Raw genomic sequence first — 24,846 nt, 5'->3', positions numbered from 1 at the left:
CTTATTTTGTGTTTGTTATTTTCTTCTTTAATATATAAATCAACGAACTACTGCCATTTTTATTCCTCAAGGTACGTAGGAAATAAATTCCGCCTCGAATCAACCCTCGCAAACTGGCAAACGAATGTCCCATATTTTTCTCACTCAGCATAGATATATAGAAAGCATCGAAATACATCGGCTTCACTTCTAGAATTTCGAACTGATGCCTGTTTGCAATGCGCTGAAAATCGGAAGAAGAGAAATGCCATAGGTGGCGGGGCACATCGTAGGCAGCCCAATATTCTTTATAGTATCTTGCATCAAACGATTCTTTATTGGGCAAGGCTATAACGAGAGTACCGTCATCTTTCAATATTTTTTGGAGATAGTCCAGTACACTATTCAGATGTTCGAGATGCTCCAGCACATGCCACATCGTAATCACATCTTTTGTCTGGCAGGGGATCTCGTAAAGATATTCGGAATCCTGACAATCTATACCAAATTTTTGCTTTGCATACTTTCTGGCTGATGCCGATTTCTCGATACCTGTTACAATCCATTTCAGTTCTTTCATCCGATTTAGAAAGTAACCGGTTCCTGAACCTATATCAAGCAACATCCCTTTTTTACAGTCCGCATACTTGGTAACCAGCTTCGACTTCGACTTCAATGCTATCTTGCGAGCCAGATGATACAGACTGTTTATTATCCCCCGGTTTGTATCCGAGTGTGAAATATATTCAGGTGCTTCGTAATATTTTCCGATTTCATTTTCGACAGGAAAATCCTGAGTAAAAGCAAAACCACATCCATTACATTTATTGATTTCAAAGACTTCCTGTGTTGTAAGATAATCTTTACAGGATAGAAAAGGGTCAATTCCACGACTTCCGCAGACAGGACAAATTACAGTATGAACTTTCTTTATAGAGCTCTCCATTTTCTTTATAATACAAATTGCGTTCTATCTACTTCGTCAAAATTTTTAATTATCTGGCAATCCGACCAGTCTGTATAATCGTCATCATTTGAGTTTACGACAATTATTTTTCCGGCTTTTGCATTTCGTGCAGATTGCAATCCGGCTACAGCATCTTCGAATATAATGACATCCTCAGGTTGTTTGTCTATAATAGCCAAAGCATTCTGATATATCTGAGGATCGGGTTTTCCTTTTATCTTTCCGTTGTTATAAACAACCTTATCGTATTCGAACCATCGTGTAAGAGGAAGATGCTCGAAATAAAAATCGAGATTCTCTTTCCCTGAGGCAGTGGCGATGGTAAATGGTATCTTTTTATCTTTCAGGAAATCTAGAAAATCAGAAGCTCCGGGAGCTAATTGCATATCGGTTTGCAAACATAAATCCTGATACAGTCCTTCTTTTTCAAGCACATATTTTTGAATCTCAACGTCAGACAAGGGCTTATTAAATAATTCAATAAACAAATCTTTATTGTTTTTACCATGCATCTTCTTAAACTTGTCCTCATCGGATAAAAACAAACCATGTTTAGTCAGAAATATATCCCATGCTTTATTATGCAGCTTAGTATCCCAAAATAATGTTCCGTTAAAATCAAATATTACTCCCGAAAAATGCATTATACCATTTGTTAAGAATTCAGCCACAAATGTACGAAATACTTAGATATATAGATATTTGAAGAGATAACTATTATTATTTTTATACAATTCATCAAAACATTTACTTTAACTTTGACGTTAGAGTAACAAAGCTAACTATAGTATTTAGACACTAATTAAATAAAGTAAACAATGAAAAAGAATCTTAAAGAAGCAATAGAAGGTCGTAGAACATATTACGCTATCAATGACAAGAGCCCTATTTCAGATGATCAGATAAAAGAAATTATAGATTTCGCAGTTTTGCATGTTCCATCATCATTCAACTCGCAATCAACAAGAGTAGTTCTCCTGTTGAATGACAATCACAAAAAACTATGGGATATCGTAAAATCAGTATTGAAGAAGCTTGTTTCACCTGAAGCTTTTCCGGCTACAGAAGCTAAGATAGACGGAGCCTTTGCTGCAGGTCACGGAACAATACTTTTCTATGAAGATACAGACGTTGTAAAAGGTTTGCAAGATGCATTCCCTGCATACAGCGAAAACTTCCCTGTGTGGTCTCAGCACACATCGGCAATGCACCAGTTTGCAATCTGGACAATGCTCGAAGAAGCGGGATTAGGCGCATCGCTGCAACATTACAATCCGATAATTGATGAAGAAGTAGCAAAAGCATTCAACATCAGCTCTAAATGGAAACTGGTAGCTCAAATGCCATTTGGCACACCAACAAGCGAAGCAGGACCAAAGGAATTCCATCCGCTAGAAAGCAGAGTAGTAGTATTTAAATAAAAGAATAAATTCATTCTTTATCAAACAAAAGGAGCAGTTTTTACTGCTCTTTTTGTTTATATAGCTTAAGATCAAAATCTGTTCATTATAATTCCTCAAATCGTCCTTGGAAGAAACGAAGGAATTTAGGCTCGTACACCATCTTCAAGCCACGGGCTTTATCCCGATCTTTAAACATCTCTATTATACTCCAAGCAGCTACATCGAAATGAGCCTGTGTATATACCCGACGAGGAACAGTCAATCTTACTAATTCCAGCTCAGGATAATAGTGATCACCTGTCTGTTTATTCCTTCCTGCCGATACAATTCCCCGCTCCATACCTCTCACTCCTGATTCTACATAAATATCCGCAGCGAGTTTCTGCGCAGGAAATTGATCTTGAGGTATATGTGAGTAAAATTTCTTCGCATCAATAAATACACCGTGTCCTCCGATAGGCAATACAACGGGGATACCTGCTTCATGCAACAGATTGCCGAAATATTCGACCTGACGAACACGTGAGGCTATCATATCATCCTGTACGGCTTCGATCAACCCCTGAGCCATCGCTTCCATATCCCTTCCGGCAAGACCTCCGTATGTTGGCATTCCTTCGTATACAACGATCAGGCTTCGTAAATCATCGTAAAGATCGGGATCGTTACACATAACTAATCCTCCAATATTTACATACAAATCTTTTTTGGCACTGACTGTCGCAGCATCGCTATAAGAGCAAAATTCACGATTTATATCCTCTACACTACGATTCTTGTAACCCTCTTCACGCTGTTGAATAAAATACGCATTCTCTATATTGCGCGTAGCATCCAACACAACTTTGATGCCATGCTTGTGGGAGAGTTCCGATACGGCCTTCATGTTCGCCATACTCACAGGCTGCCCTCCTGCCATATTCACAGGAGCACCAACAGTGATATAAGCTATATTTTTTGCGCCTTTTTCGTTAATCAGCCTCTCATATTTTTCAAGATCGATATTCCCCTTAAAAGGATGTGTGGACTGACTTCTATGCGCCTCATCGATAATCACATCCACAAATGTTCCTCCCGCGATCTCCTGATGCTGACGTGTAGTCGTAAAATACATATTACCTGCTACATACTGTCCAGGAGTAATCATACATTTGCTTAGTAAGTTTTCAGCTCCACGACCTTGATGAGTAGGCAGAATATATTTGTAACCGTAATACTTTTTACAAACTTCTTCCAAATAGTAAAAACTACGACTACCGGCATAGGCCTCATCTCCGATCATCATTCTCGACCATTGCATATCACTCATCGCATTCGTTCCGCTATCCGTCAACAAGTCGATATAGACATCATCGGCATGGAGTAAAAAAGTATTCCATCCGGCTTCTTTCATACATTTCAAACGATGCTCCCTTGTTGTGGTTTTCAGGGGTTCTACTACTTTGATGCGATAGGGCTCTGCCCATGGTTTCTTTGAGAATGCCATATTCGTAGATTTTTGGTTAAAAGATTATTTATTGAAAAGAAAATAAAGCAAGGTTAACTAACTATTTGACAAATCAAACAGCACTACACTACAAATATAAAATAAAAACATCAAAAAGAAAATAGAATCAACCCTTATTTACTTACAAAATAACAGACATCAATCTTGTTCGCAAAGTTGATCATACATTTTTTTAAGACTCTTCAATATTTTCTTTTTATATAGACTTATATTCCTCATAGCCAACAAAGAAGAGAAAGTACCACTAATAAATACAATAAGAAAAGCAGGAAAGAAGGCTTGATTCGTAACAACATCAAGAAAAGACCTGTTTATTGAATATACGAAAAAAGACAGATAGCATGGTAAAATCATCAAGATCGCAAAAAAGTAACGAACCGGATACATCTTTTGCGATTTGGATATCTCATTTATCCGATACCTCAACCAATCTCTGAGAGGAAGACTCATCGTATTATAATTTATCTTATAGTGCGATCGGATGCCCGATACAACAAAGACAGCAACTACAAAGCATAGCATTATATTATTTATTAGATAATAGGTATCATCCGCTCTTTTTATTCCGGCATATACCAGTAACACAAAAAGTGTAATTCCTACCGATATGGAAATATAATCGATAAAAGAATGTTTTCTCATCACTTTGACAACCTTCTTTTCTAGGAGCTTTTTGAGGTCTTCAGAAGACTGAGCCTCTATATTAGAGCTTCCTTTGTGCCATATATCTTGTAAATTATCCCTTTTCATAACCCATCTTAATTAAGTTGTCCTTCAAAACATTTTTTGCTCGGTTTATTCTCGTGCCGACATTGGATTTACTAATCCCTATGATTTCTGAGATTTCTTCATAGCTTTTCTCCTCCAAATAAAGCAGTATGATAGATTTGTCGATATCATTCAAATCATAAATAGCTGTCAACAGCATACCCATATCTTCGTCCACAGCCCATTGCTTAGCCATATCAACATAAGCCTCATCGGGCAATTCTTCGCGGTACTGCATCCGGGAATCTTTTCTAATTCGTGATATAGAAGTATTGATAGATATTGAGTATATCCATGATACAACGTTCTTTCTATTTCGTAAAGATGCGTATGCCTTCCACATCTGATAAACAATTTCCTGAAAATTATCTTTCCGTTCATCTTCATGCCTAAAGTAGATGAGACTCACCTTATGCAGAATGGATTGATATTTTTCAAGTATTTGTAGAAAGTTCTCTCTCAGATCATCCATATCATTATTGTCCTTTTACTATATAGTAGAAGTTACTTGAATTTTATTACAAGAAAACTATTTTTTTATAAATAAAAAAGCCGATACACCTCTTAAGGAATATCGGCTTATAGAAAAATATATTATTCTTTATCCTATCTGACAACCCGGTTCTACATCTTTAGAAGGTGTGATAAGCGATAAATTACCGCCCCCATCTTCTACAGAAAGAATCATTCCTTGCGACTCTATCCCTTTTAGTTTCCGTGGTTCGAGATTTGCAATAAAACACACCTGTTTACCTACTAACTCTTCAGGCTTGTACCAAGCTGCTATTCCCGAAATAATGGTACGTTTACCCATGCCATCATCAATTAAGAATTGCAACAATTTATCAGCTTTAGGTACTTTTACACACTCCAATACTTTTCCAACACGAAGATCGAGCTTCGAAAAATCATCAAAAGCAATGTTTGGTTTCTGCGGAGCAACTTTTACTTCCACGGCCTGTTCATTTGCTTTTTTAGTATCCAAAAGTTTCTGGATTTGTTTTTCTATCGTTTCATCTTCTATTTTAGAGAACAGTAATTCCGACTGATTCAATGGATGTCCTACAGGCAGCAGATCAATGCGTCCTAGTTGATCCCATGTGAGGTTATCAACATTAATAAACCGACGTATCTTTTTTACGCTGAATGGCAAGAACGGCTCGAAAGCAATTGCGAGATTGGCAGTAATCTGTAGAGATATATTCAATATTGTTTCTACACGTGCCATATCCGTTTTAACGACTTTCCAAGGCTCTGTATCTGCCAGATATTTGTTACCGATACGTGCCAGGTTCATGGCTTCTTTAAGCGCATCGCGGAAACGGTATGTATCGAGATAAGATTCGACTACAGCCTTTACATCTGCAAACTCTTTAAGGGTTTCCTTATCATAGTCTGTCAGTTCATTCAGCTGCGGTACTTTATTATCAAAATATTTCTGGGTGAGGACTAATGCACGATTGATAAAGTTCCCCAAAATAGCAACAAGTTCATTGTTGTTACGAGCCTGAAAATCTTTCCACATAAAGTCATTATCCTTCGTTTCGGGAGCATTAGCAGTGAGCACATAACGAAGTATATCTTGTTGTCCCGGAAAGTCTTCGAGATATTCGTGCAACCACACAGCCCAGTTTCGAGAAGTGGATATTTTATCGCCCTCCAGATTCAGGAATTCATTTGCCGGAACATTTTCAGGTAAAATGAAAGAACCCTCAGCCTTCAACATGGCAGGGAAAACGATACAGTGGAAAACAATATTATCTTTCCCGATAAAGTGTACCAATTTCGTATCTTCCGATTTCCACCATTTCTCCCAGCTATCCGGCAGCAATTCTATTGTATTAGAAATATATCCGATAGGAGCATCGAACCACACATAAAGTACTTTTCCTTTTGCATCGGGCAGTGGAATAGGCACACCCCAATCGAGGTCGCGACTTACGGCACGAGGTTGTAACCCCATATCCAGCCATGACTTACACTGTCCGTAAACATTCGATTTCCACTCTTTATGATCTTCGAGTATCCACTGACGAAGCCACGACTCGTGCTTGTCAAGAGGCAGATACCAATGTTTTGTTTCACGCATCACAGGAGTAGAACCTGATATTGTAGAGCGAGGATTTTTCAGATCGGTAGGACTAAGCGATGTTCCGCACGACTCACACTGGTCTCCGTAAGCATTCGGATTGCCACAGTGAGGGCATTCGCCCATAATATAACGGTCGGCGAGAAACATCTGAGCTTCCGCATCATAATATTGTTCACTTGTTTTTTCTTCAAACGCTCCCTTATTATGCAACGTAAGGAAAAAGTCAGAAGCTGTCTTTTTATGAATATCAGAGCTTGTACGGGAATAAATATCGAAAGCTATTCCGAAATCTTCAAAAGATTTCTTGATAATTCCATGATACTTATCAACAATATCCTGAGGTGTAACTCCCTCTTTCTTTGCTCGGATGGTGATAGGCACACCATGCTCATCAGAACCACCTATATGTATTACATCTTCACCTTTAAGCCTAAGGTAGCGCACGTAAATATCGGCAGGAATATAAACTCCGGCAAGATGTCCGATATGTACAGGACCATTGGCATAAGGAAGGGCCGATGTAACAAGGGTTCTGTTGTATTTCTTGGTCATATATAGTAAGTTATTTTATATTTAGTTCCCGTAAGATGCATTTTCGTGGTGCAAAGATAGGAACTTAGAGACAAAAAATACAGTCCTTTATGATTTTTGTTTGGGGTTTTGTTTTATGATCAAAAACTCCGCTTTACTCTTTTTACTCTGTGGTAAAAAAGAAGCGGAGATTACTTTCATTAAAATTGAAACTCTTAACCTTACAAACCGAGCGTTTGCTTTAAGAGCCTATACCCATTCATACTAATCCTCACCTGTGAACCATCTTTGAGCTTTAGCAATTGACTTTGTTTATTATACAATTCTATTTGCGCTATAAAATCGACATTCACGATACTGGAGCGATGTACACGCACAAATTTATTGGAAGGCAAGAGGCTTTCGAAGGACTTCATCGTTTGCTCTTTGAGGAATTTACCTTTATCCGAGTATATCATCACATAATCTCCCTCTGCCTGTATATAAATTATATTGGAGACAGGGATTACCTCTATTCTTTGCCCATTTTTTACAGCGACACGCTCCAATTCTTCATTTGGTTTTATTTCTTCTGTCACGTGATTCTCTATATTATCATCTTCTGCAATAGAAAACTCATCCGCATTTTCATCTGAACTCTGTATATTAGACTTATATATATTATTGTAAAAAAGTATTGCAGACACATACACCAGCAAGCTTAGAACAATCCGAGTTGTAGAGATCGGCAACAAGCCAATCCATTCCTCTTGAGGGAAAAGTGTATACAGCGTCAAAAGATCTGCTCCCAACCAGAAAAACACAAATAATATAGCTAATGCCGTATAATTAACGACCTGTTGCTTAAAAGGCAAAGTAGCAAAGCGAGTATATTTTACAATCTCATACAATAAAAATAAAAGTATAGACAAAACAATCCCCGAGACACAAGCGTCAGCCCACAATACAGGCAAGGGAACCATCGCCAAAGGCTTCATACAGCCATATATAATAGCAGTAGTCAGCAATGCTATAAAAATGTACATTATGATTATCAAGCGACTCTTCATCCTAACGGCTATCTGTTTAATTTCGGATTTCTATATTGCCAAATATACTATTTGCCTCCATTATAACCCGTGCGCCATTTTCATTCTCCAAAGATTCGTCTTTATACAAACGTCTGTCTTGGAAAGCACCTAAAACAGTAGAACTATCCACCTTTAATGTCCATTCTGACGGGATATATACAACCAAGCTGCCAAATATCGCATTCAACTCTAAGTATGCTATATTTTCACCCAACTGAGCCTTGCGCAAATCTAAGATCAACTCCCCGAAAATTACATTCGCTTCTCCTCCTTTAAAGTTTTGAGATAATATGATCTGCTCAGAGCCTCCGAAAATCATATTCTTTTCGAAAAAATCGGATTTATTATGTATTGCCTGAGCAGACTCGTGCCACTCATCAGTCTCTGCATTATAGACTTTATTCCATCGCTCACCTTTTTTATTATCAGAAGACCTCAACCAGTTTAATACTAAAACAGTACCCACTGTTATCGGTATTATTGGCCAGTATGTTCTGAAATCGATATCGAGATCAATGAAAATAGTGGGAAATGCAGAACTCAATTTGGGATAGATAAAAAATAATCCAAAACCAATTGCCAAAAGTCCCTGCCCTAGTTTTCGTTTTACAACAAGAGACCATACCCCAACTCCGATCAATAACATCTGCCACGATATAAATATTGGTCTTAATACATCGGGAAGAATTCCCATATTAAAGAATAAGAAAAAGCCTCCGACTAGAATTAGCAAAACGGCAAAACCGATACCGTCTTTATTTGATTTATCTCTTCTAGCTCTTTTAAAAAAATGTCTATCTTCTAAATTTCGTCTCATAATAAACTTATTTAATGTTATGATGTAAAATTAATCCGACCGGCATATATAAACAAGTAATAATCGATGAACGAATTCTATTTCCCGACAAACGAAAGATAAAAACTTGCAAACAAAAGAATCGGATATGAACCTTTACTACAGGCACTTGTTATATTCGAATATAAAAGTAAAGATTTAACACCAAACAAGTATCTTAAACCTTTATCTTTTTACTTAGTCATATAATTGCAAAACAATATTAGAAACAAATTAAATATAAACAATTAAAACAACAACATGATGAAACGAACTACACTCGCAGCGTTAACACTGTTTATGATGAGTCTGTGCTTATCTTTTGCTTCGGTAGCAAATGCACAAAGCAAACAAGAAAGAGCCAAAATATTAGAACCATATCCGGCAGCAAAAGAAGGAATGGTGAGACATGTAATTTATCTAAGCAAAAAGTCGGATGAATCTAAATTCAAGATAGAAATAGTTCCCGGAAAAGTAATGAGCGTGGATTGCAATGTGCATACCCTGATGGGTAAATTGGAAGAGAAAGATTTACAGGGATGGGGATATACTTATTACGAATTCACATCGGATGGAAAAACAGCCTCTACAATGATGGCATGTAATAAGCCGAACGAAAACAGATTTGTATCAAGTCAATCTCTGATTGTTAGATACAACAGCAAACTGCCTATAGTGGTATACGCTCCGAAAGGTTATGAGATTAAATATCGAGTTTGGAAAGCCGGCAAAGACCAAAACTCTGAAATAAAATAAGATTGTTGATAATCGTCAAAACAGAGAGACAAGTCGATTTCGACCTGTCTCTTTTTTATAAAGGTCGTTATCGTCTTTTGTTACTTCCTAAAACAAATAAAACTTGTATAGGTATATAAATAACATTTTCTTAAAATATTTATAACTTTGCAACATAAACAAAAATCAGACTTATGTTAACGCTGAAAACAATTAGTGAGAATCCTGAGCTAGTGATTAAAAAGCTGGCTAAAAAACATTTCGATGCAAAAGAAATAATCGAAAAGGTATTGGAAATAGACCAGACAAGAAAAAGAACTCAAACCTCTTTAGATTCTTGTTTGTCAGAATCCAATAATCTATCGAAACACATAGGACAACTAATGAAAGAAGGCAATAAGGCCGAAGCTGAGATTGCAAAAAACAGGGTAGCTGAAATAAAAGGACAAAGTAAAGTTCTCGAAGATACACTTCGCCAAGCAGAACAAGATCTGCAAGAATTGCTTGTTCTTATCCCTAACCTTCCATCGGACGAAGTACCTGAAGGAAGAGTAGCCGAAGACAATGTTGTAGAAAAGACCGGAGGCATCATACCTGAACTCGGAGAAGATGCGCTTCCACATTGGGACTTGGCTAAAAAATATGATCTTATCGATTTCGAACTTGGCGTAAAGATTACAGGGGCAGGATTTCCGGTATATAAAGGAAAAGGAGCACGCCTACAACGTGCTTTAATAAACTATTTCCTTGACAAAGCTCGTGAATCCGGATATCTGGAAGTTCAACCCCCTTATGTAGTAAATGCTGCTTCGGGTTATGGTACAGGTCAGTTGCCGGATAAGGAAGGACAGATGTATCATGCGACGTTGGATGATTTGTATCTGATACCTACAGCCGAAGTTCCTGTAACAAATATATATCGTGACGTTATTCTCGAAGAAAAAGATCTGCCGATTATGAATACGGCATATTCTGCTTGTTTCCGTCGCGAAGCAGGCTCGTATGGGAAAGATGTTCGTGGATTGAATCGTTTACACCAGTTCGACAAGGTTGAAATTGTTCGTATCGACAAACCTGAGCACTCTTACGACTCTTTGAAGGAAATGGTTGCGCATGTTCAATCACTCGTTGACGAACTTGAATTGCCTTGGCGAATACTTCGTCTATGTGGAGGGGATATGAGTTTCACTTCTGCCCTTACATTTGACTTTGAGGTATTCTCGGCAGCACAAAAACGTTGGCTCGAAGTAAGTTCGGTATCCAATTTCGAAAGCTATCAGGCAAACCGTCTGAAATGTCGCTACCGGGATGCAGACAAAAAGATACAGCTGGCTCATACTCTGAACGGCAGCGCATTAGCTTTACCCCGCATTGTTGCAGCATTGTTAGAAAACAATCAGACAGATGCAGGCATTCGCATACCGAAAGTATTGGTGCCATATACTGGTTTTAAATTTATTAATTAAAGTGAAAATCATACTATTTGCCACAAAAAAGCGTTATACTAAATGGTAATGTATTATTTTTGCGTCAAATGCTAAATCTAACATATTAAAATAAAGGATATGAATAAAAAATTAATTGGAATTGGATTAGCTCTGGCTTTCCTTATTGCATTTGGGTCTTGTAAACCTAAACAAAGTGCATATAAGTCGGTATATGAAGCTGCGAAAGAAAGAGAGATGGAAGAGAACTCAGTATCTTCAACTCCTGTTTCGAAACCAGCGACTACGACTCCTAGCTACAGTAGCGAAACCGTTAGAAAAGAAAAAGTTACCCCGGTATACGAAAGTGATGCTAATGGGTTGAAAGCTTACAGTGTAGTTGTTGCTGCAATGGCAATGAAACCGGGAGCTGAATCTTTGAAAGAAAGATTTGGAAACGACGGTTACAATATAATATTGGTTCGCAACGATCAGGGAATGTACCGTGTTATTATAGCAAGTTACGACTCAAAGGAACAAGCTGTAGCTAAAAAGAATGAAATCCTCGAAAAATATCATGCAATGGGAGATGTATCTGCTCTAAAAAGCAAATACGGAATTCCATTCAACGATTGGTGGATATTACAGCGAGAATATTAAACGAATATAAAAGGAGAGCCTAACTGCTCTCCTTTTTTTATCTCCATAGCTAAAGTAAATGCCATCTAAACACCTTTACTTTTAACTTTTAGTGTATTAATTAAACGTCTTTTTTTATATCTTTGCATAGTAATATCGATATCGTTTTACTAAACAAACATCTAAGAATGAAGATAATCTACACAACTTTACTACTATCAATTATTATGTTTGTATCCTCTTGTGGATCACAGGAAAAATCTATTGCTAAATTTTATCGGGAGGCAAACAATCAGATGAAAGGAGAAAGCTTCTTAATCGAAGAAAGCAAGAACACTTCGGATAAAGAAACGAAAAGCAATAGCGAATCAATAAACTATACGGCCGAATCGGCTTATATGGCTCAGGTAAAAGCTACCTATGAACATTATAAAGTAAATCATGATGATTCGGAGTATGCAAATGGAGATGTATATCTGGAAGCTGCAAAACGCAGACAGGCTCTTATCGATCAATGTCCTGATTGTCCGAAAAAGACCTCTGTTGTAGTACCAATAACATCACCCGCTAATTCTCAATCGCAAGGAGGACAAACAAGCGAGACATCGGTTGGAGAACCTGAAAGCTCAGTTTTTTTTGCGCACTTACTCGATACAGACAAGAAAATACTCAAAACGGAAGAATTATCTTACTTAAATAAAGAAGATAAAGCAAAGCTTAAAAAATATAGTGTAGTAATAGCTTCACTAACGAATAAATATAATGGATCAGAACATCTAAAAAAAACGTTAGGGGCGAGAGAGTCTTTAATCGTAGTAAAAAACACTTCCGGTATATATTATGTTATTATCGGAACGTATGACTCGGAACAAGAAGCTTTGAATAAAATAAAGACCGTGGAAGAACAGTATAATGCACGAAAGTCTTCTGCACAATTATTGAAAACATACAGAATACCATTAACAGATTTATGGATTCTACGAAAATAATGTAAACAAAGATATTTGATAAGGATGAAGATAAAGTTCTTAGGAACAGGAACATCCACAGGAGTCCCTGAAATTGGCTGCAAATGTGAGGTATGCACCTCTAATAACATAAAAGACAGACGCCTGCGAGCGTCTGTTTTATTGAATATAGGTGATAAGCGAATTCTTATCGATTGTGGTCCTGATTTCCGGGAGCAAATTATTCATGAGGAATTTTCGCACATTCACGGAGTACTACTCACCCACGAACATTATGACCATGTGGGCGGATTAGATGATTTGCGTCCTTTCTGTAGATTCGACGATGTAGATATATACTCAAACGCCATTACCTTAGATGCACTAAAAAGAAGAATCCCCTACTCTTTCAGGGAACATCGCTACCCCGGAGTTCCCACGTTCAGGCTTCACGAAGTGAGTCATGAAGCGTCTTTTTGTATAGGGGATATTGAGATACAACCTATAAAAATCATGCATCACATGCTGCCTATTTTAGGTTACCGAATCAACAACTTCGCTTATCTCACTGATGTAAAGCATATAGCTGAAGAAGAATATTATAAATTAAAAAACTTGGATACTTTAGTTATTAGTTCTCTACGTATCGACAAGCATATATCTCATTTAAATCTAATAGAAGCTTTGGAAGAGATAAAGAAAATATCTCCTAAAAAAGCTTATCTGACACACATGTCTCATCAAATGGGATTACATGATAAGGTACAGGCCATATTGCCGCCAAATGTATACTTGTCGTACGACGGGCTTGAAATCAATATATAATACAAGGTTATACAACGAAGATTAATAGTATCATAGCCCCCGTTAGATTTATTTTTATTCTTGAACAGAATATTACTTAACGAGGACATTAAAAATACACAAGGATATATCGATATATATATTAAAAACTTTTTATTTGACAGTCATCTATTTTAAAGATTTTATTATATTTAGAAAATATTTAGGCCTAACGTGTAAAATAAATACTGAAGAAAAACATTGGAATTATTTATATCAGTAATGCATGCACAATCAAATGAATACCGAGTTAATATTACTACAATACAATTAAAGAGTTTTATGTCAACCGTTTTTATATTCAGAATATTATAAAAGTTTAAATCTCGAACGATTTAACTATATTTTTACAATATTATCTCTTATTTTTGTAAAATTAAATGCTCTAAATTCTTTGTTCTTCAAATACTCTGTTAGGCTATATAACTATAAGATAATTTAGTTCCTCTAACTCATGAAGAAACATATTCATGGATACTTTGTTATTCGTGTAATGCACTAAAACCACCATACAATTCGAGAATGAAACAATCAACCACCTTATTTCTTATTTGCTGGTTATCTGTATTTTCAATTCTGAGTTCATATGCTGCATATGGGGCTCACAGAGTCGGAAACCTTGACCTATCAAATAACGCTGTATTATGTATGTACCAAGATCAAAATGGATATATGTGGTTTGGTACATATGATGGCCTTAATCTATACAATGGAAAAAACCTTTATGTGTATCGGTTCGAACTAGACAACGAATACTCACTTTGCAGCAATATCATACATAAAATTTCGCAAGCAGATGCTGACCATCTGTGGATATCCACATTTCTTGGACTTAACAGATTCTCGTTAAAAGACAGGCGAGTAACAGAGTCTCACCCCGAATGCCCCGAAGCGAAGCTTTTAGCGGCAGATAGTCAAGGCAATACATGGGTTATATGCAAACGAGGATATATTTCCTATTATTCATCATCTTCCGACTTGAAAAGGTTCCAAGATATTCATCTCCCTGAGGCTGACACTGAAAGTATAAAAGATATCTTCTTTACTAAGAATGATAAACTTTATTTGATTACAAACAATGGGAAACTTCTGAATATTGAATATTCTAAGAAGCAAGATTCGGATATAAAACTAAAGACTCATGAAATAACAATGCATGATAAAAATATAGATTATGCATCTTATGAGAACAATAAGATTTACTTCGTTGATAAAGATCAAAAGCTGTACCTATATGACATAATTGCTTCAAAAAAAATATTACTATCAGATATATCGCAACTCACAGCCAAAAATGGCGGTATAGCAAGAATAACATCGTTCAAATATGACGTATATATCGCGTTCAAAAACAATGGCGTAGTAAAATTGAATATAGAAGACCACTATAGACCGGAAGTTATAACCAGCGGGATAGGTGTTTTTTGCTTATTAAAAGATAATAAACAAGATATACTATGGCTTGGAACAGATGGCAAAGGTGTAGAAATGTTCTATCAGAATCACGATATGTTTGGGAATATACTACTCGAACATTTACCATTCGACAGCCAAAAACCTGTTCGTTCGATATATACCGACGAACACAACAATCTTTGGGTAGGCACAAAAGGTGACGGTATTTTTCTGATTAAGAATTACGATAAGTTGAATAATTTAAAAATTCCATCATCGGAAATAATCCATTACACAACAACCGAAGGGTTAGTCAGCAACCTTGTATTCTGTTTTTTACGAAGCAAGAAGAAAGACATAATCTGGTTAGGGACAGAAGGCCCGGGACTTTCTTATTATTCATACAAAGACAATAAAATAAAGACAGCGATAAATAAGACTCCGAACACAATAGGTAAAGTTCATTCAATATGTGAAGTAAATGATTCCACATTATGGATGGCCACAGCCGGAAATGGCTTATTGGAGGTTGTTGTTGACAATCAGGCTCCAACAGTTGAAGTTAAATCGATAAATGCCTTCTTCCCGAAGAAAAACGATAAGACATGCAACGAGTTCCATTCTATGACTTATGACGGAAAATCAACATTATTTATAGGGAATAGAGGTGGTTATGGAGTAACTCGGTTTAACATCACGAACAAACAATACGAATTTATTCCGATCAATAAAGCCGAAAGTACTGCTATTGGTGATGTATTAAGTGTTTATCAGAGTAAAGACTCTGTGTTTTATTTCGGAGCAAGTTCAGGCCTAACTCAAATGCAGTTTTTCAAAAACGGAAATCATACAATCAAGCAATTTGACAGAAAAAGTGGCATTATAAATGATATGATACACGGAATACTGGAAGATAAAGAAGGCTGCATATGGCTAAGTACAAATAAAGGACTGGCTAAGTATAATCCACATAACGACTTTTTCCACAACTATACATTTCCTGATCTAAGAGTCTTTGAATTTTCTGATGATGCCTACTGGCATTGCCCATATACAGGGCGACTTTTCTTTGGTGGCATAAACGGACTTACATGGCTAGAGCCGGGATATAGTTTTGAGAATAGCTATAGACCTGATCTTTATTTCTTTGGATTAAAAGTATCAGGAGAAGATCGTCCTTTGTCAAATTATATCAACAACAGCACTAAATATCTCGAAATCCCTTCCAATGTTGCAGCTTTTACCCTCTCATTTATAGCGGTAGACTATATCGATGGAGAAAACTACGAATATTCTTATATGCTGGAAGATTACAATAATGAATGGACAGATTTACAAAAGTCGAATGAGATAACATTCACCAATCTGCCTTCGGGAGAGTATGTTTTGAAAGTTAGATATAAGAACGATGTGTTCAATTCCGATGAAAGATTCTACACCCTCCATATAAAAAAATTACCTCCTTGGTATTTCACCACATGGGCAATAGTTGGATATGCATGCTTATTCTTACTTGTTTGCGCATATATCATTTATATGATTCGCAAAAAAATAATAAACAAGCAAATACAACTAGCGAATAAAATAGAAGAAGAACAAAAAGAGAAGTTGATAGAAGCTAAACTAGACTTCTTCACAAATGTTACTCATGAGTTTTGTACTCCGCTAACTCTTATAAATGGGGTGACCGATCGCATAGAGAAAACCCCAAATATGGATAATAACTTTCATAAGTATATCGAGATCTTACGTAACAATGTCGATAATCTGAACGAGCTTATCCAAGAAATACTCGATTTCAGAAAATTAGAAGAATCCAAATACAACCTCCATATAATAAAAAATGCTCCTGTTGCCCAACAAATAAGGAAACAGTCTGAGTCATTCTTTTCTATTGCCGAGCAAAATAAAATACGATTCAACCTGCAAGTGCCGGATAAGCTACTTTGGAATACAGATATAATATGTTTTAATAGAATATACACCAACCTTGTATCCAATGCATTTAAATACACAAAAGAAGGTGGAGAAGTCAAAGTTACCTTAATGACAGACAACGATACCTTAACCCTAAAAGTATACAACACTGGGAAGGGAATTGAGGCTTCTAAAATTCCGATTATATTTGACCGCTATAGCATCCTTGAAGAAATAGGGAGTGACAACCAATACTCTCGTACATCTTCGCGAAATGGAATAGGACTGTCTATTTGCCAAAGCCTTGTTGAGCTATTACAAGGGAACATAAAAGTAGAAAGTGAGGTAAATAGATATGCAGAATTTATTGTGAAGCTGCCTCAACTGGAACTAAAAGAAGTACCTGTTGCTACTCTTCAAGAACCGGTAAATGTTCTACCGGATGACAACTCTGGCAAGAGTTCTAAACCGATAATACTCGTTGTAGATGACAATGAGGATATAATATGGCTCATCAATGATATTTTATCAGACGAATATATTATCAAAGGAGCTAACAATGCAAACGAAGCGCTTAAACAAATAGAAAGCCAAATGCCGGAACTGATCATCACTGATATCATGATGCCTGAAGTGAGCGGTCTGGAACTAATAAACCAAATAAAATCGGACAAAATAACCAGACACATTCCTTTGGTTATCATTTCAGCAAAGATTAGCGACGCAGATCAATCTGAAGGACTAGATGTTGGGGCAGATGCATATCTTACAAAACCATTTTCCCCTCTCTTTTTACGCTCTGTGATAAATCGTCTCCTAAATACGAAGAAGAAACTAAAAGACTATTACTATTCACCCGAAAGTGCACTTGAGTATTCGGATGGACAAGTAATACATCAGGAAGATAAAGAGTTTATGGAGTCCGTTATTTCGATAATAGACAGTAATATCGAAGAGGAGAACCTTAGACCGGAGTTAATAGCAGAAAAACTTGGTACAAATACACGAAATCTGTACAGAAGATTCAAGAAAATTACATCACTTACACCGAGTGATTTTATAAAAGATTACAGATTTACTTGTGCTGCGAAATTATTAATCACAACAAACCTCACTATTCAAGAAATTATATATAAGGTGGGGATAAATAACAAATCCTACTTCTATAGGGAGTTCTCAAAAAAATACAATATGACCCCTAAGGAATACAGGCAGCAAAAATAACAAGACAGACTGAATAGTATCCTAAAAAACCAAAAAGGTATCCTAGTTTACACCGTGTAAATAAGGATACCTTTTTCAGCTTTTAAGATAAAGAAATAAACATACATAAATATTAACATTGCATGTTCCTTATTGGAATAAACATTAAAATAGCTCAGAGGGATTCTTAGAGACATTATACAAAATAAGAATTGCCCATGGAAAACAGAAAGACATAAAACATCGATTATCAACCTAGAAATTTTAAAGACTTACAGATAGGTAAAAGGTTTATAAAACAACTTTCAGGTATATCAAGACAAAGGAAAATACATTACACTCCCTATAATATTAACCTCTAAAACCTAGAATTTATGTAACATTCATTAAAACCAACTCATTTTAAATTCAAAACAGAGACAAATGTCTCAAATAACTAATTACAAGTTAACTTAATAAAAATCATATTATGAGAAAAAAATCTGCAAGTAATACTTCTAAAAGTTACTACAAGGATTATGTCAGAAAGGCACTTTTTCTATTTCTTTCTCTCATGATCTTTCAGTACTCATCTGCTTCAGCTCCTGCAGCCGTAAAGGATGCAAATGAAAGCAAAAGCATTGAACAGAGTAACATCACTGTGAAAGGCACAATAAAAGATGAAACCGGCGAGCCATTAAGCGGCGTAAGCATTGTTGTAAAAGGTACTACAACAGGAACAATATCTGATTTGGACGGTGCATATACTATCACTGTACCAAACTCTAATTCTACTCTTGTATTTTCTTTTATAGGATTCCATACACAAGAAATAGTTGTAGGAGGAAAAACAAATATTAATGTCATCTTAGTAGAAGATGCTAAAGCCTTGGAAGAAGTAGTAGTAGTAGGTTACGGTACAATGCGTAAATCGGATGTAACCGGATCTATTGCAAGCGCCAAAGGATCGGACATAGTTAAAGCGCAAACATTCAACGCCCTTGATGGACTAAAAGGGAAAGCATCAGGTGTGAATATCTTCAGTAACTCCGGACAACCAGGTGCTGTTTCTCGTATAATTATCCGTGGGGTAAGTACCATCAAAGCTAATACAAATCCATTGTTTGTAGTAGACGGTGTGGTTATGGAAGCTGATGCATTCAATAGGCTTAATCCAAATGACATAGAAAATATTGAAGTATTGAAGGATGCGTCTTCGGCTGCCATATATGGAGCACGTGGAGCTAATGGGGTAATACTCGTAACTACAAGACGTGGAGATATGGGAACTGAAGGAACAACACTAAGATATGATGGATCTGTAAGCTTCGCTAATGTATCACGTTACATGGAAACATTAAGTGCATCCCAATGGCAAGAAGCCTTTATGATTGGCTTGAAAAACGCTAATACATATAAAGGTACGGCTTATTCATTGAATATGGCAGACCATTTTACCGACTCCCGTTATTTTGACTCAAATGGTAAAGCATTATATAATACCGATTGGCAAAAAGAAGCTACACGTACAGCTGTTTCTCACAATCATCAGTTGAGTATCCAACAATCAACTAAAAAATCATCTGTAGGTGCTTTCTTAAACTTTACCGATCAACAAGGTCTTTTACTTAACTCATACATGAAGCGTGTAAACGCAAAAATGACATTTGATGCTAATCCTACAAAATGGTTAACTACTGGTATCAATTTGATGGTAAACCATTCATGGGGTAATAATGCAGACCACGGAGACGGAGGGCAAAACGCACTTCGTACGATGATAGAAATGCCGGCATGGTATCCTATTAAGAATCCTGATGGATCATGGGCTGATAACAATTCAGCATCTTTCAAACCTGTAGTGAAATACCTAGACAATCCGGCAACAGTAACGAACGAATATCAAGAACGACTATTTTCTGCTGAAGATGGAGCAAACCCTGTTCACTTCCTTAAATCCGTAATTCGCAAACAATATCGTACGCACATATTTGGAAATGCTGCCTTCACGTTCCATCTTATGCCAGGTTTGGATTTATTAACTCAACTTGGAGTAAGTAACAATCAAAACACAAATCGTGAATACGGACCTCGCGACGTACATGACTTTGGTAAAGGAGATCAGGGTAATGCTTATCAAAGTAATTCCCATAATCTGTATTGGCAAGAAGAGACATACCTAACATACAAAAAGGTATTCGGAGATCACCGTATCAATGCAATGGCTGGTTTATCTTGGACAGAAAATGAGTACGAATATTTTACAGCGAATGCTAAAACTTTTGCTGATGATTTCTATGACTATCACAATATGGGCGCGGGAACTAAGCCTTCATCAGTAACTTCAGGTCATGAGCGCTGGGCTATGAACTCTTATTTCTTACGTGCAGGCTATACTATGAAAGACAAATATATGGCAACCGTGACAGCTCGTTATGATGGATCATCAAAGTTTGGTAAGAATAATAAATATGCATTTTTCCCTTCTTTAGGGTTAGGTTGGTTGGCTTCTAACGAAGATTTCTTAAAAGATAATAGCATAATTAGTATGCTGAAGTTGCATTCAAGTTATGGTATATTAGGAAATAGCGAAATAGGCGTGTATAACTCATTGGCTACTATTGGACAAGGAACTACAGTAATTGGTGGAGAAAAAGTTACTACTGCTTATTTAAGCAGACTTGCAAACAAAGATCTAAAATGGGAAAAAACAGCTCAATTTGATGCTGGTATCAACCTAGGTTTATTCAAAGATCGTTTGGTATTTGATGTATCTTATTATCACAAATATACAAGTGATTTATTATATGATCGGCCATTACCATATTCTACAGGATTCTCTACTATGACTGCAAATATTGGAGAAGTATCAAATCAAGGTCTTGACCTAATGGTAACAGCTTATCCGATTAGAAGTAACGATATTTCATGGAGTAGTACATTGAATGTGAACTATAATAAGAATAAAGTAGAGAAAATCGGATTGAATAATGAAACAATATGGAATAACTGGGGAACACTAAAAGTAGGTGAGTCTTTATCTTCTTTTGGCGGTTATGAATGGCTAGGTATAAGCGATTCGGGAGACAATATCGGACGTAGTATTATTGCTACTGAAAGAACTATCTTAGGCAAAGGATTGCCTGATTGGACCGGTAGCTTTACCAATACATTCAACTATAAGAACTTTGATTTAACTGTCGATTTCCAATTTACATTAGGCGTAGATGTTTTACAAGATTTCTTACACTCTACTCAATCTCGTTTTTTAACATCAGGTCTTTCTACTATCTTAACTGATGCTTGGTCTCCAGAAAACAAGAATACAAAAGTACAGATGATTTTCAACCGTCAGTATGGTGATAGCTACACTGATCAGAACTTCAACTCTTCGTGGTTAGCTGATGGTTCATATTTACGTTTGAGTCTAATACAGTTAGGTTATACATTAGATAAATCTGTAGCAGCTAAACTTGGTCTTAAAGGATTACGAGTGTATGGTACTGCAAATAATGTATTCTTATTGTGTTCTGATGAATTTAAAGGATATGATCCTGAATCCTCTTCTAAAGGTACGTCACAATGGGGACAAAACGTAATGTTCTTTGCCTATCCAAAAGCTCGTACATTTACATTGGGAGCAAGTATAACATTCTAATATTAAAAAATTAGCTTCATGAAAAAGATAAAAAATTTAATGCAAAAGCCTCTTGTGGGTATAATTGCACTAGCGCTAACAGTTTCATCATGCTCTGGATTTCTTGATGAAGAGCCTCTAAATCAAAAGACAGATGGAACATTTTGGACTTCTGCTGCTGATGCTCAGGCCGCAGTAAACATGATCTATTACGGGGGAGTACCATATCTTTATGGTGGTCGTGAAAATGGTTGGCAACCAACCCGCCTTATGTATAGTGGTCTCCTTTCCGGTTTATTTACAGATCAAAAAGGTGACGGAAATATATCAGGACGAGTTAGAGATTTGAATATTACATTTCAAAGTGTTGGAGAAGTAAACGAACTTTATCGTGAGCCTTATGTATGTATCGGACGTTGTAATGTATTAATTGCGCGTATACCAGGAATGGTAGCAAAAGGTATAATCACAGAAACTCAGAAAAATGAATTTCTAGCTCAAGCTTATTTCTTCCGCGCATGGTCTTATTATTTCTTGTTGAAAGAATTCGGGTGTAAAGATGGGGAAGCCAAAGACGGAGGTAATGGAGGAGTTCCTCTAATCTTAGAGCCTATAGAAACAGCAGATCCAACAGTAATTAATAAGCCTCGAGCTTCGATTACCGAAGTATATACTCAGATAGAGAAAGATCTTCAGGAGGCAATCAAGGCTTTACCTAATACTACATTCTATGCCAATAAATGTCGTATTACAAAACCTGCAGCTCAGGCTTTATTGGCCACTGTATACCTGCAATGGGCCGGATATCCACTGCAAAATACTGCAAAATATGCAGAGGCGGCAGCAATGGCAGAAGCAGTTATCTCTGGTGGTGCAGGGCATGACCTTGAAGCCAGTGATGATAATGGAGCTGCTCAAAAAAGTGCATTCAATAAGATTAAAAACAGCAAATCATCCAAAGAGATCATATATGCTATCGAATATGAACAACTACTGGATCGTGGAAACGGATACATCAATGCTTGTATGACTAATGCTGCAACCTCATGGAAAAAAGCCGACGGTAAAACGAATGTATTCAAAACAAGTGTACTAGCAAATATGTATCATGCTGAAGATGCTGTTATCAAAAGTTATGTAGATGGTGATGTTCGTATCATGGAAAAGAATTTCTTCTTTCAGACATATACTTCAGCAGAAGGCTTAACTTACGACTGCGATCAATATGACAACTGGTTTTGGTTCGAAGATTACGCAATGGTAAATACTGTAGGTTCTAGTCTAAACTTTCCGGTATTCCGTTTGTCTGAAATGCATTTGATCGCGGCAGAGGCATATCTAAAACAGACATCACCTGATCAAGCTAAAGCTAAAGCTCATCTGGAAATTGTAAAAAAACGTGCATTCACTGTTAATGGTGTTTTGAGCAATAAGTATTCATTACCAGCAACAATTACTATTGATGATGTATTAACTGAGCGCTTGCATGAATTCCCATTAGAACTAAAAGTTTGGGATGACATTCGCCGTAACCATTTGTACCCTCAGCTTCAAAGTGATATGTCTTTAAAATGGGTAGATATTGCATCAGCCACTATTTATAATAAATCTGATGGTAAATCTTTCTCTAATAATATGCATATGTTGATATGGCCATTTTCAGATTCGGCTCTGGATCGTAATCCTAGCCTATCTCAAAATCCAGGATATTAATAAAACATAAGAGAATTTTACGTCTCTAACATTCTAATAACCTGCAATTCCCATTGCAATAAAGGAATTGCAGGTTGTTTAACTATAAATTACAAAAACAAGTATCTCTTTTATTTCTCAAAACAATTGACAGAATATAATGAAAAAGCTAATATTATCTGTTCTACTTGTTCCTTTTTTAGCATGTCAAAGCCAATCATTATCAACAAATCCAAAAGAACTGTTGGATAATGATCTTACAACATCTTACACAGGAAAAAGGCAACTGAATCAAATTGTATTTGATACAGAATATACCACGCCTGTGTTAAGCTATAAAATATACTCTACAGGGGAGCTCCCTGCTTATGATCCTACCAACTGGACTATAAAAGGATCGAATGATAGAAAAAAATGGACAATAGTAGATGAGAGAAAAGATCAGATTTTCTGCTCACGTTTTCAGGAGATATTATGTGTAGTACAAAAGCCTGCAACATACAAATATTATATGCTGGAGGTCAAAACGTCCAACAATGACACGCTGAAGATTGCTGAAGTTGTATTATCAAATAAAAACCTAAAAGCTGGTTGGGAAAACTTCAAATATCCCAAAGTAGTATTTGAGTCTCTCGATCCAGATACTGAAGGTAATAAGATATATCATCAGCTAGTGCAGAATCCTGACGAGTATGTAAAATACCATACCCAAAAGGTTGCCGAAATATTGTACTATACGGCTAATGATCCAATGGTAGATGTACAGGAAATAGACTATACACTGAAAGATTATAACGGAGTTTCGGCTAAAGGAGGCAGTTCTCCCAACATAAATATAGTGTATAGTACACAGCATATAGAAAAGTCGGCTAAAGAATCATTACATAAATTAGATTTCGAAACACGTGGCGTTCTTTATCACGAATTGACACATGGTTACCAGTTTGAACCAAAAGGCATTGGAAATTACGGCAATAATAAAACGTTCTGGGCATGTATAGAAGGTATCGCCGATGCAGTGAGAGCCGAAGCTGGACTGTTTGATATGAGTACACGCAAACCCGGAGGCAACTGGATGGATGGTTACCGCACCACAGGATTTTTTATACAGTGGCTCACCAGTAAAGACCCGGATGCAATCCGTAAATTTCACCTTACAGTAAGAGATATGGATGTATGGAGCTTTGATGGCGCTATCAAGAAAGTTTTTGGTCCCGAAGCGAGTATCGAAGGCATGTGGAATGAATATCAGAAATATTTAATTAATAACGCTAAAAAATAAT

18 protein-coding genes are annotated in these 24,846 nt (G+C 36.6%); 10 read left to right on the top strand and 8 right to left on the bottom strand.

What is annotated here, in order from left to right; all coding sequences use genetic code 11:
- Position 1: 1 nt before the first annotated feature.
- Both QOX35_RS06210 and QOX35_RS06205 read right to left on the bottom strand, forming a co-directional pair.
- Positions 2 to 925: a class I SAM-dependent methyltransferase gene (locus QOX35_RS06210; RefSeq protein WP_283686214.1), complete on the bottom strand. Its 924-nt coding sequence runs from the start codon at positions 923 to 925 to the stop codon at positions 2 to 4.
- A gap of 5 nt (positions 926 to 930) precedes the next feature.
- Positions 931 to 1,617 (bottom strand): HAD family hydrolase, encoded by a 687-nt coding sequence (locus QOX35_RS06205; protein WP_283686213.1) that lies wholly within the window; start codon positions 1,615 to 1,617, stop codon positions 931 to 933.
- 147 nt (positions 1,618 to 1,764) lie between these two features.
- Between QOX35_RS06205 and QOX35_RS06200 the strand changes: the two genes are divergently transcribed.
- The gene (locus tag QOX35_RS06200; protein ID WP_283686212.1) at positions 1,765 to 2,367 is read left to right on the top strand and encodes a nitroreductase family protein; all 603 of its coding nucleotides are present in this window, start codon (positions 1,765 to 1,767) and stop codon (positions 2,365 to 2,367) included.
- Positions 2,368 to 2,452: 85 nt separating this feature from the next.
- On the opposite strand, the gene QOX35_RS06195 is transcribed toward QOX35_RS06200, so the two are convergent.
- The 6 genes from QOX35_RS06195 to QOX35_RS06170 all read right to left on the bottom strand — a co-directional run bounded on the left by QOX35_RS06195 (position 2,453) and on the right by QOX35_RS06170 (position 9,134).
- A complete protein-coding gene (locus QOX35_RS06195) occupies positions 2,453 to 3,835 on the bottom strand; it encodes a tyrosine phenol-lyase (RefSeq protein WP_283686211.1) in 1,383 nt (460 codons plus the stop codon).
- Between the two features lie 159 nt (positions 3,836 to 3,994).
- Complete coding sequence (locus QOX35_RS06190; RefSeq protein WP_283686210.1) at positions 3,995 to 4,606, bottom strand: hypothetical protein; 612 nt, start codon at positions 4,604 to 4,606, stop codon at positions 3,995 to 3,997.
- Positions 4,593 to 5,096 (bottom strand): RNA polymerase sigma factor, encoded by a 504-nt coding sequence (locus QOX35_RS06185; protein WP_283686209.1) that lies wholly within the window; start codon positions 5,094 to 5,096, stop codon positions 4,593 to 4,595. Before QOX35_RS06185 ends, QOX35_RS06190 begins: the two co-directional genes overlap by 14 nt.
- Before the next feature lie 129 nt (positions 5,097 to 5,225).
- Positions 5,226 to 7,268: a methionine--tRNA ligase gene (gene metG / locus QOX35_RS06180; RefSeq protein WP_283686208.1), complete on the bottom strand. Its 2,043-nt coding sequence runs from the start codon at positions 7,266 to 7,268 to the stop codon at positions 5,226 to 5,228.
- A 200-nt stretch (positions 7,269 to 7,468) separates the two neighbouring features.
- Positions 7,469 to 8,272: a LytR/AlgR family response regulator transcription factor gene (locus QOX35_RS06175; protein ID WP_283686207.1), complete on the bottom strand. Its 804-nt coding sequence runs from the start codon at positions 8,270 to 8,272 to the stop codon at positions 7,469 to 7,471.
- 40 nt (positions 8,273 to 8,312) lie between these two features.
- Positions 8,313 to 9,134 (bottom strand): LiaF transmembrane domain-containing protein, encoded by an 822-nt coding sequence (locus tag QOX35_RS06170; protein WP_252637577.1) that lies wholly within the window; start codon positions 9,132 to 9,134, stop codon positions 8,313 to 8,315.
- 279 nt (positions 9,135 to 9,413) lie between these two features.
- Here QOX35_RS06170 and eco point away from each other — a divergent pair, with 279 nt between their 5' ends.
- The 9 genes from eco to QOX35_RS06125 all read left to right on the top strand — a co-directional run bounded on the left by eco (position 9,414) and on the right by QOX35_RS06125 (position 24,845).
- Complete coding sequence (eco, locus tag QOX35_RS06165) at positions 9,414 to 9,908, top strand: serine protease inhibitor ecotin (RefSeq protein WP_283686206.1); 495 nt, start codon at positions 9,414 to 9,416, stop codon at positions 9,906 to 9,908.
- A gap of 173 nt (positions 9,909 to 10,081) precedes the next feature.
- Positions 10,082 to 11,353, top strand: coding sequence for a serine--tRNA ligase (gene serS / locus QOX35_RS06160; protein WP_283686205.1), 1,272 nt, complete (start codon positions 10,082 to 10,084; stop codon positions 11,351 to 11,353).
- 99 nt (positions 11,354 to 11,452) lie between these two features.
- Positions 11,453 to 11,971 (top strand): SPOR domain-containing protein, encoded by a 519-nt coding sequence (locus QOX35_RS06155; RefSeq protein WP_135103720.1) that lies wholly within the window; start codon positions 11,453 to 11,455, stop codon positions 11,969 to 11,971.
- 167 nt (positions 11,972 to 12,138) lie between these two features.
- Positions 12,139 to 12,939, top strand: coding sequence for a hypothetical protein (locus tag QOX35_RS06150; protein ID WP_283686204.1), 801 nt, complete (start codon positions 12,139 to 12,141; stop codon positions 12,937 to 12,939).
- Positions 12,940 to 12,963: 24 nt separating this feature from the next.
- On the top strand, positions 12,964 to 13,722 hold the full coding sequence (locus QOX35_RS06145; protein ID WP_283686203.1) for an MBL fold metallo-hydrolase: 759 nt from the start codon (positions 12,964 to 12,966) through the stop codon (positions 13,720 to 13,722).
- A gap of 540 nt (positions 13,723 to 14,262) precedes the next feature.
- On the top strand, positions 14,263 to 18,276 hold the full coding sequence (locus tag QOX35_RS06140; RefSeq protein ID WP_283686202.1) for a hybrid sensor histidine kinase/response regulator transcription factor: 4,014 nt from the start codon (positions 14,263 to 14,265) through the stop codon (positions 18,274 to 18,276).
- Positions 18,277 to 18,724: 448 nt separating this feature from the next.
- Entirely contained in the window at positions 18,725 to 21,892 is a 3,168-nt protein-coding gene (locus QOX35_RS06135) for a SusC/RagA family TonB-linked outer membrane protein (RefSeq protein ID WP_283686201.1), read from the top strand.
- An 18-nt stretch (positions 21,893 to 21,910) separates the two neighbouring features.
- Positions 21,911 to 23,584 (top strand): RagB/SusD family nutrient uptake outer membrane protein, encoded by a 1,674-nt coding sequence (locus QOX35_RS06130; RefSeq protein WP_283686200.1) that lies wholly within the window; start codon positions 21,911 to 21,913, stop codon positions 23,582 to 23,584.
- Between the two features lie 139 nt (positions 23,585 to 23,723).
- A complete protein-coding gene (locus tag QOX35_RS06125; RefSeq protein WP_283686199.1) occupies positions 23,724 to 24,845 on the top strand; it encodes a basic secretory protein-like protein in 1,122 nt (373 codons plus the stop codon).
- Position 24,846 lies beyond the last annotated feature (1 nt).

Origin of the sequence: Dysgonomonas sp. Marseille-Q5470 (assembly GCF_951230145.1) — a bacterium.
In the GTDB taxonomy this organism is placed as follows: Bacteria; Bacteroidota; Bacteroidia; order Bacteroidales; family Dysgonomonadaceae; genus Dysgonomonas.
This window is presented reverse-complemented; position numbering and strand designations above follow the sequence as displayed.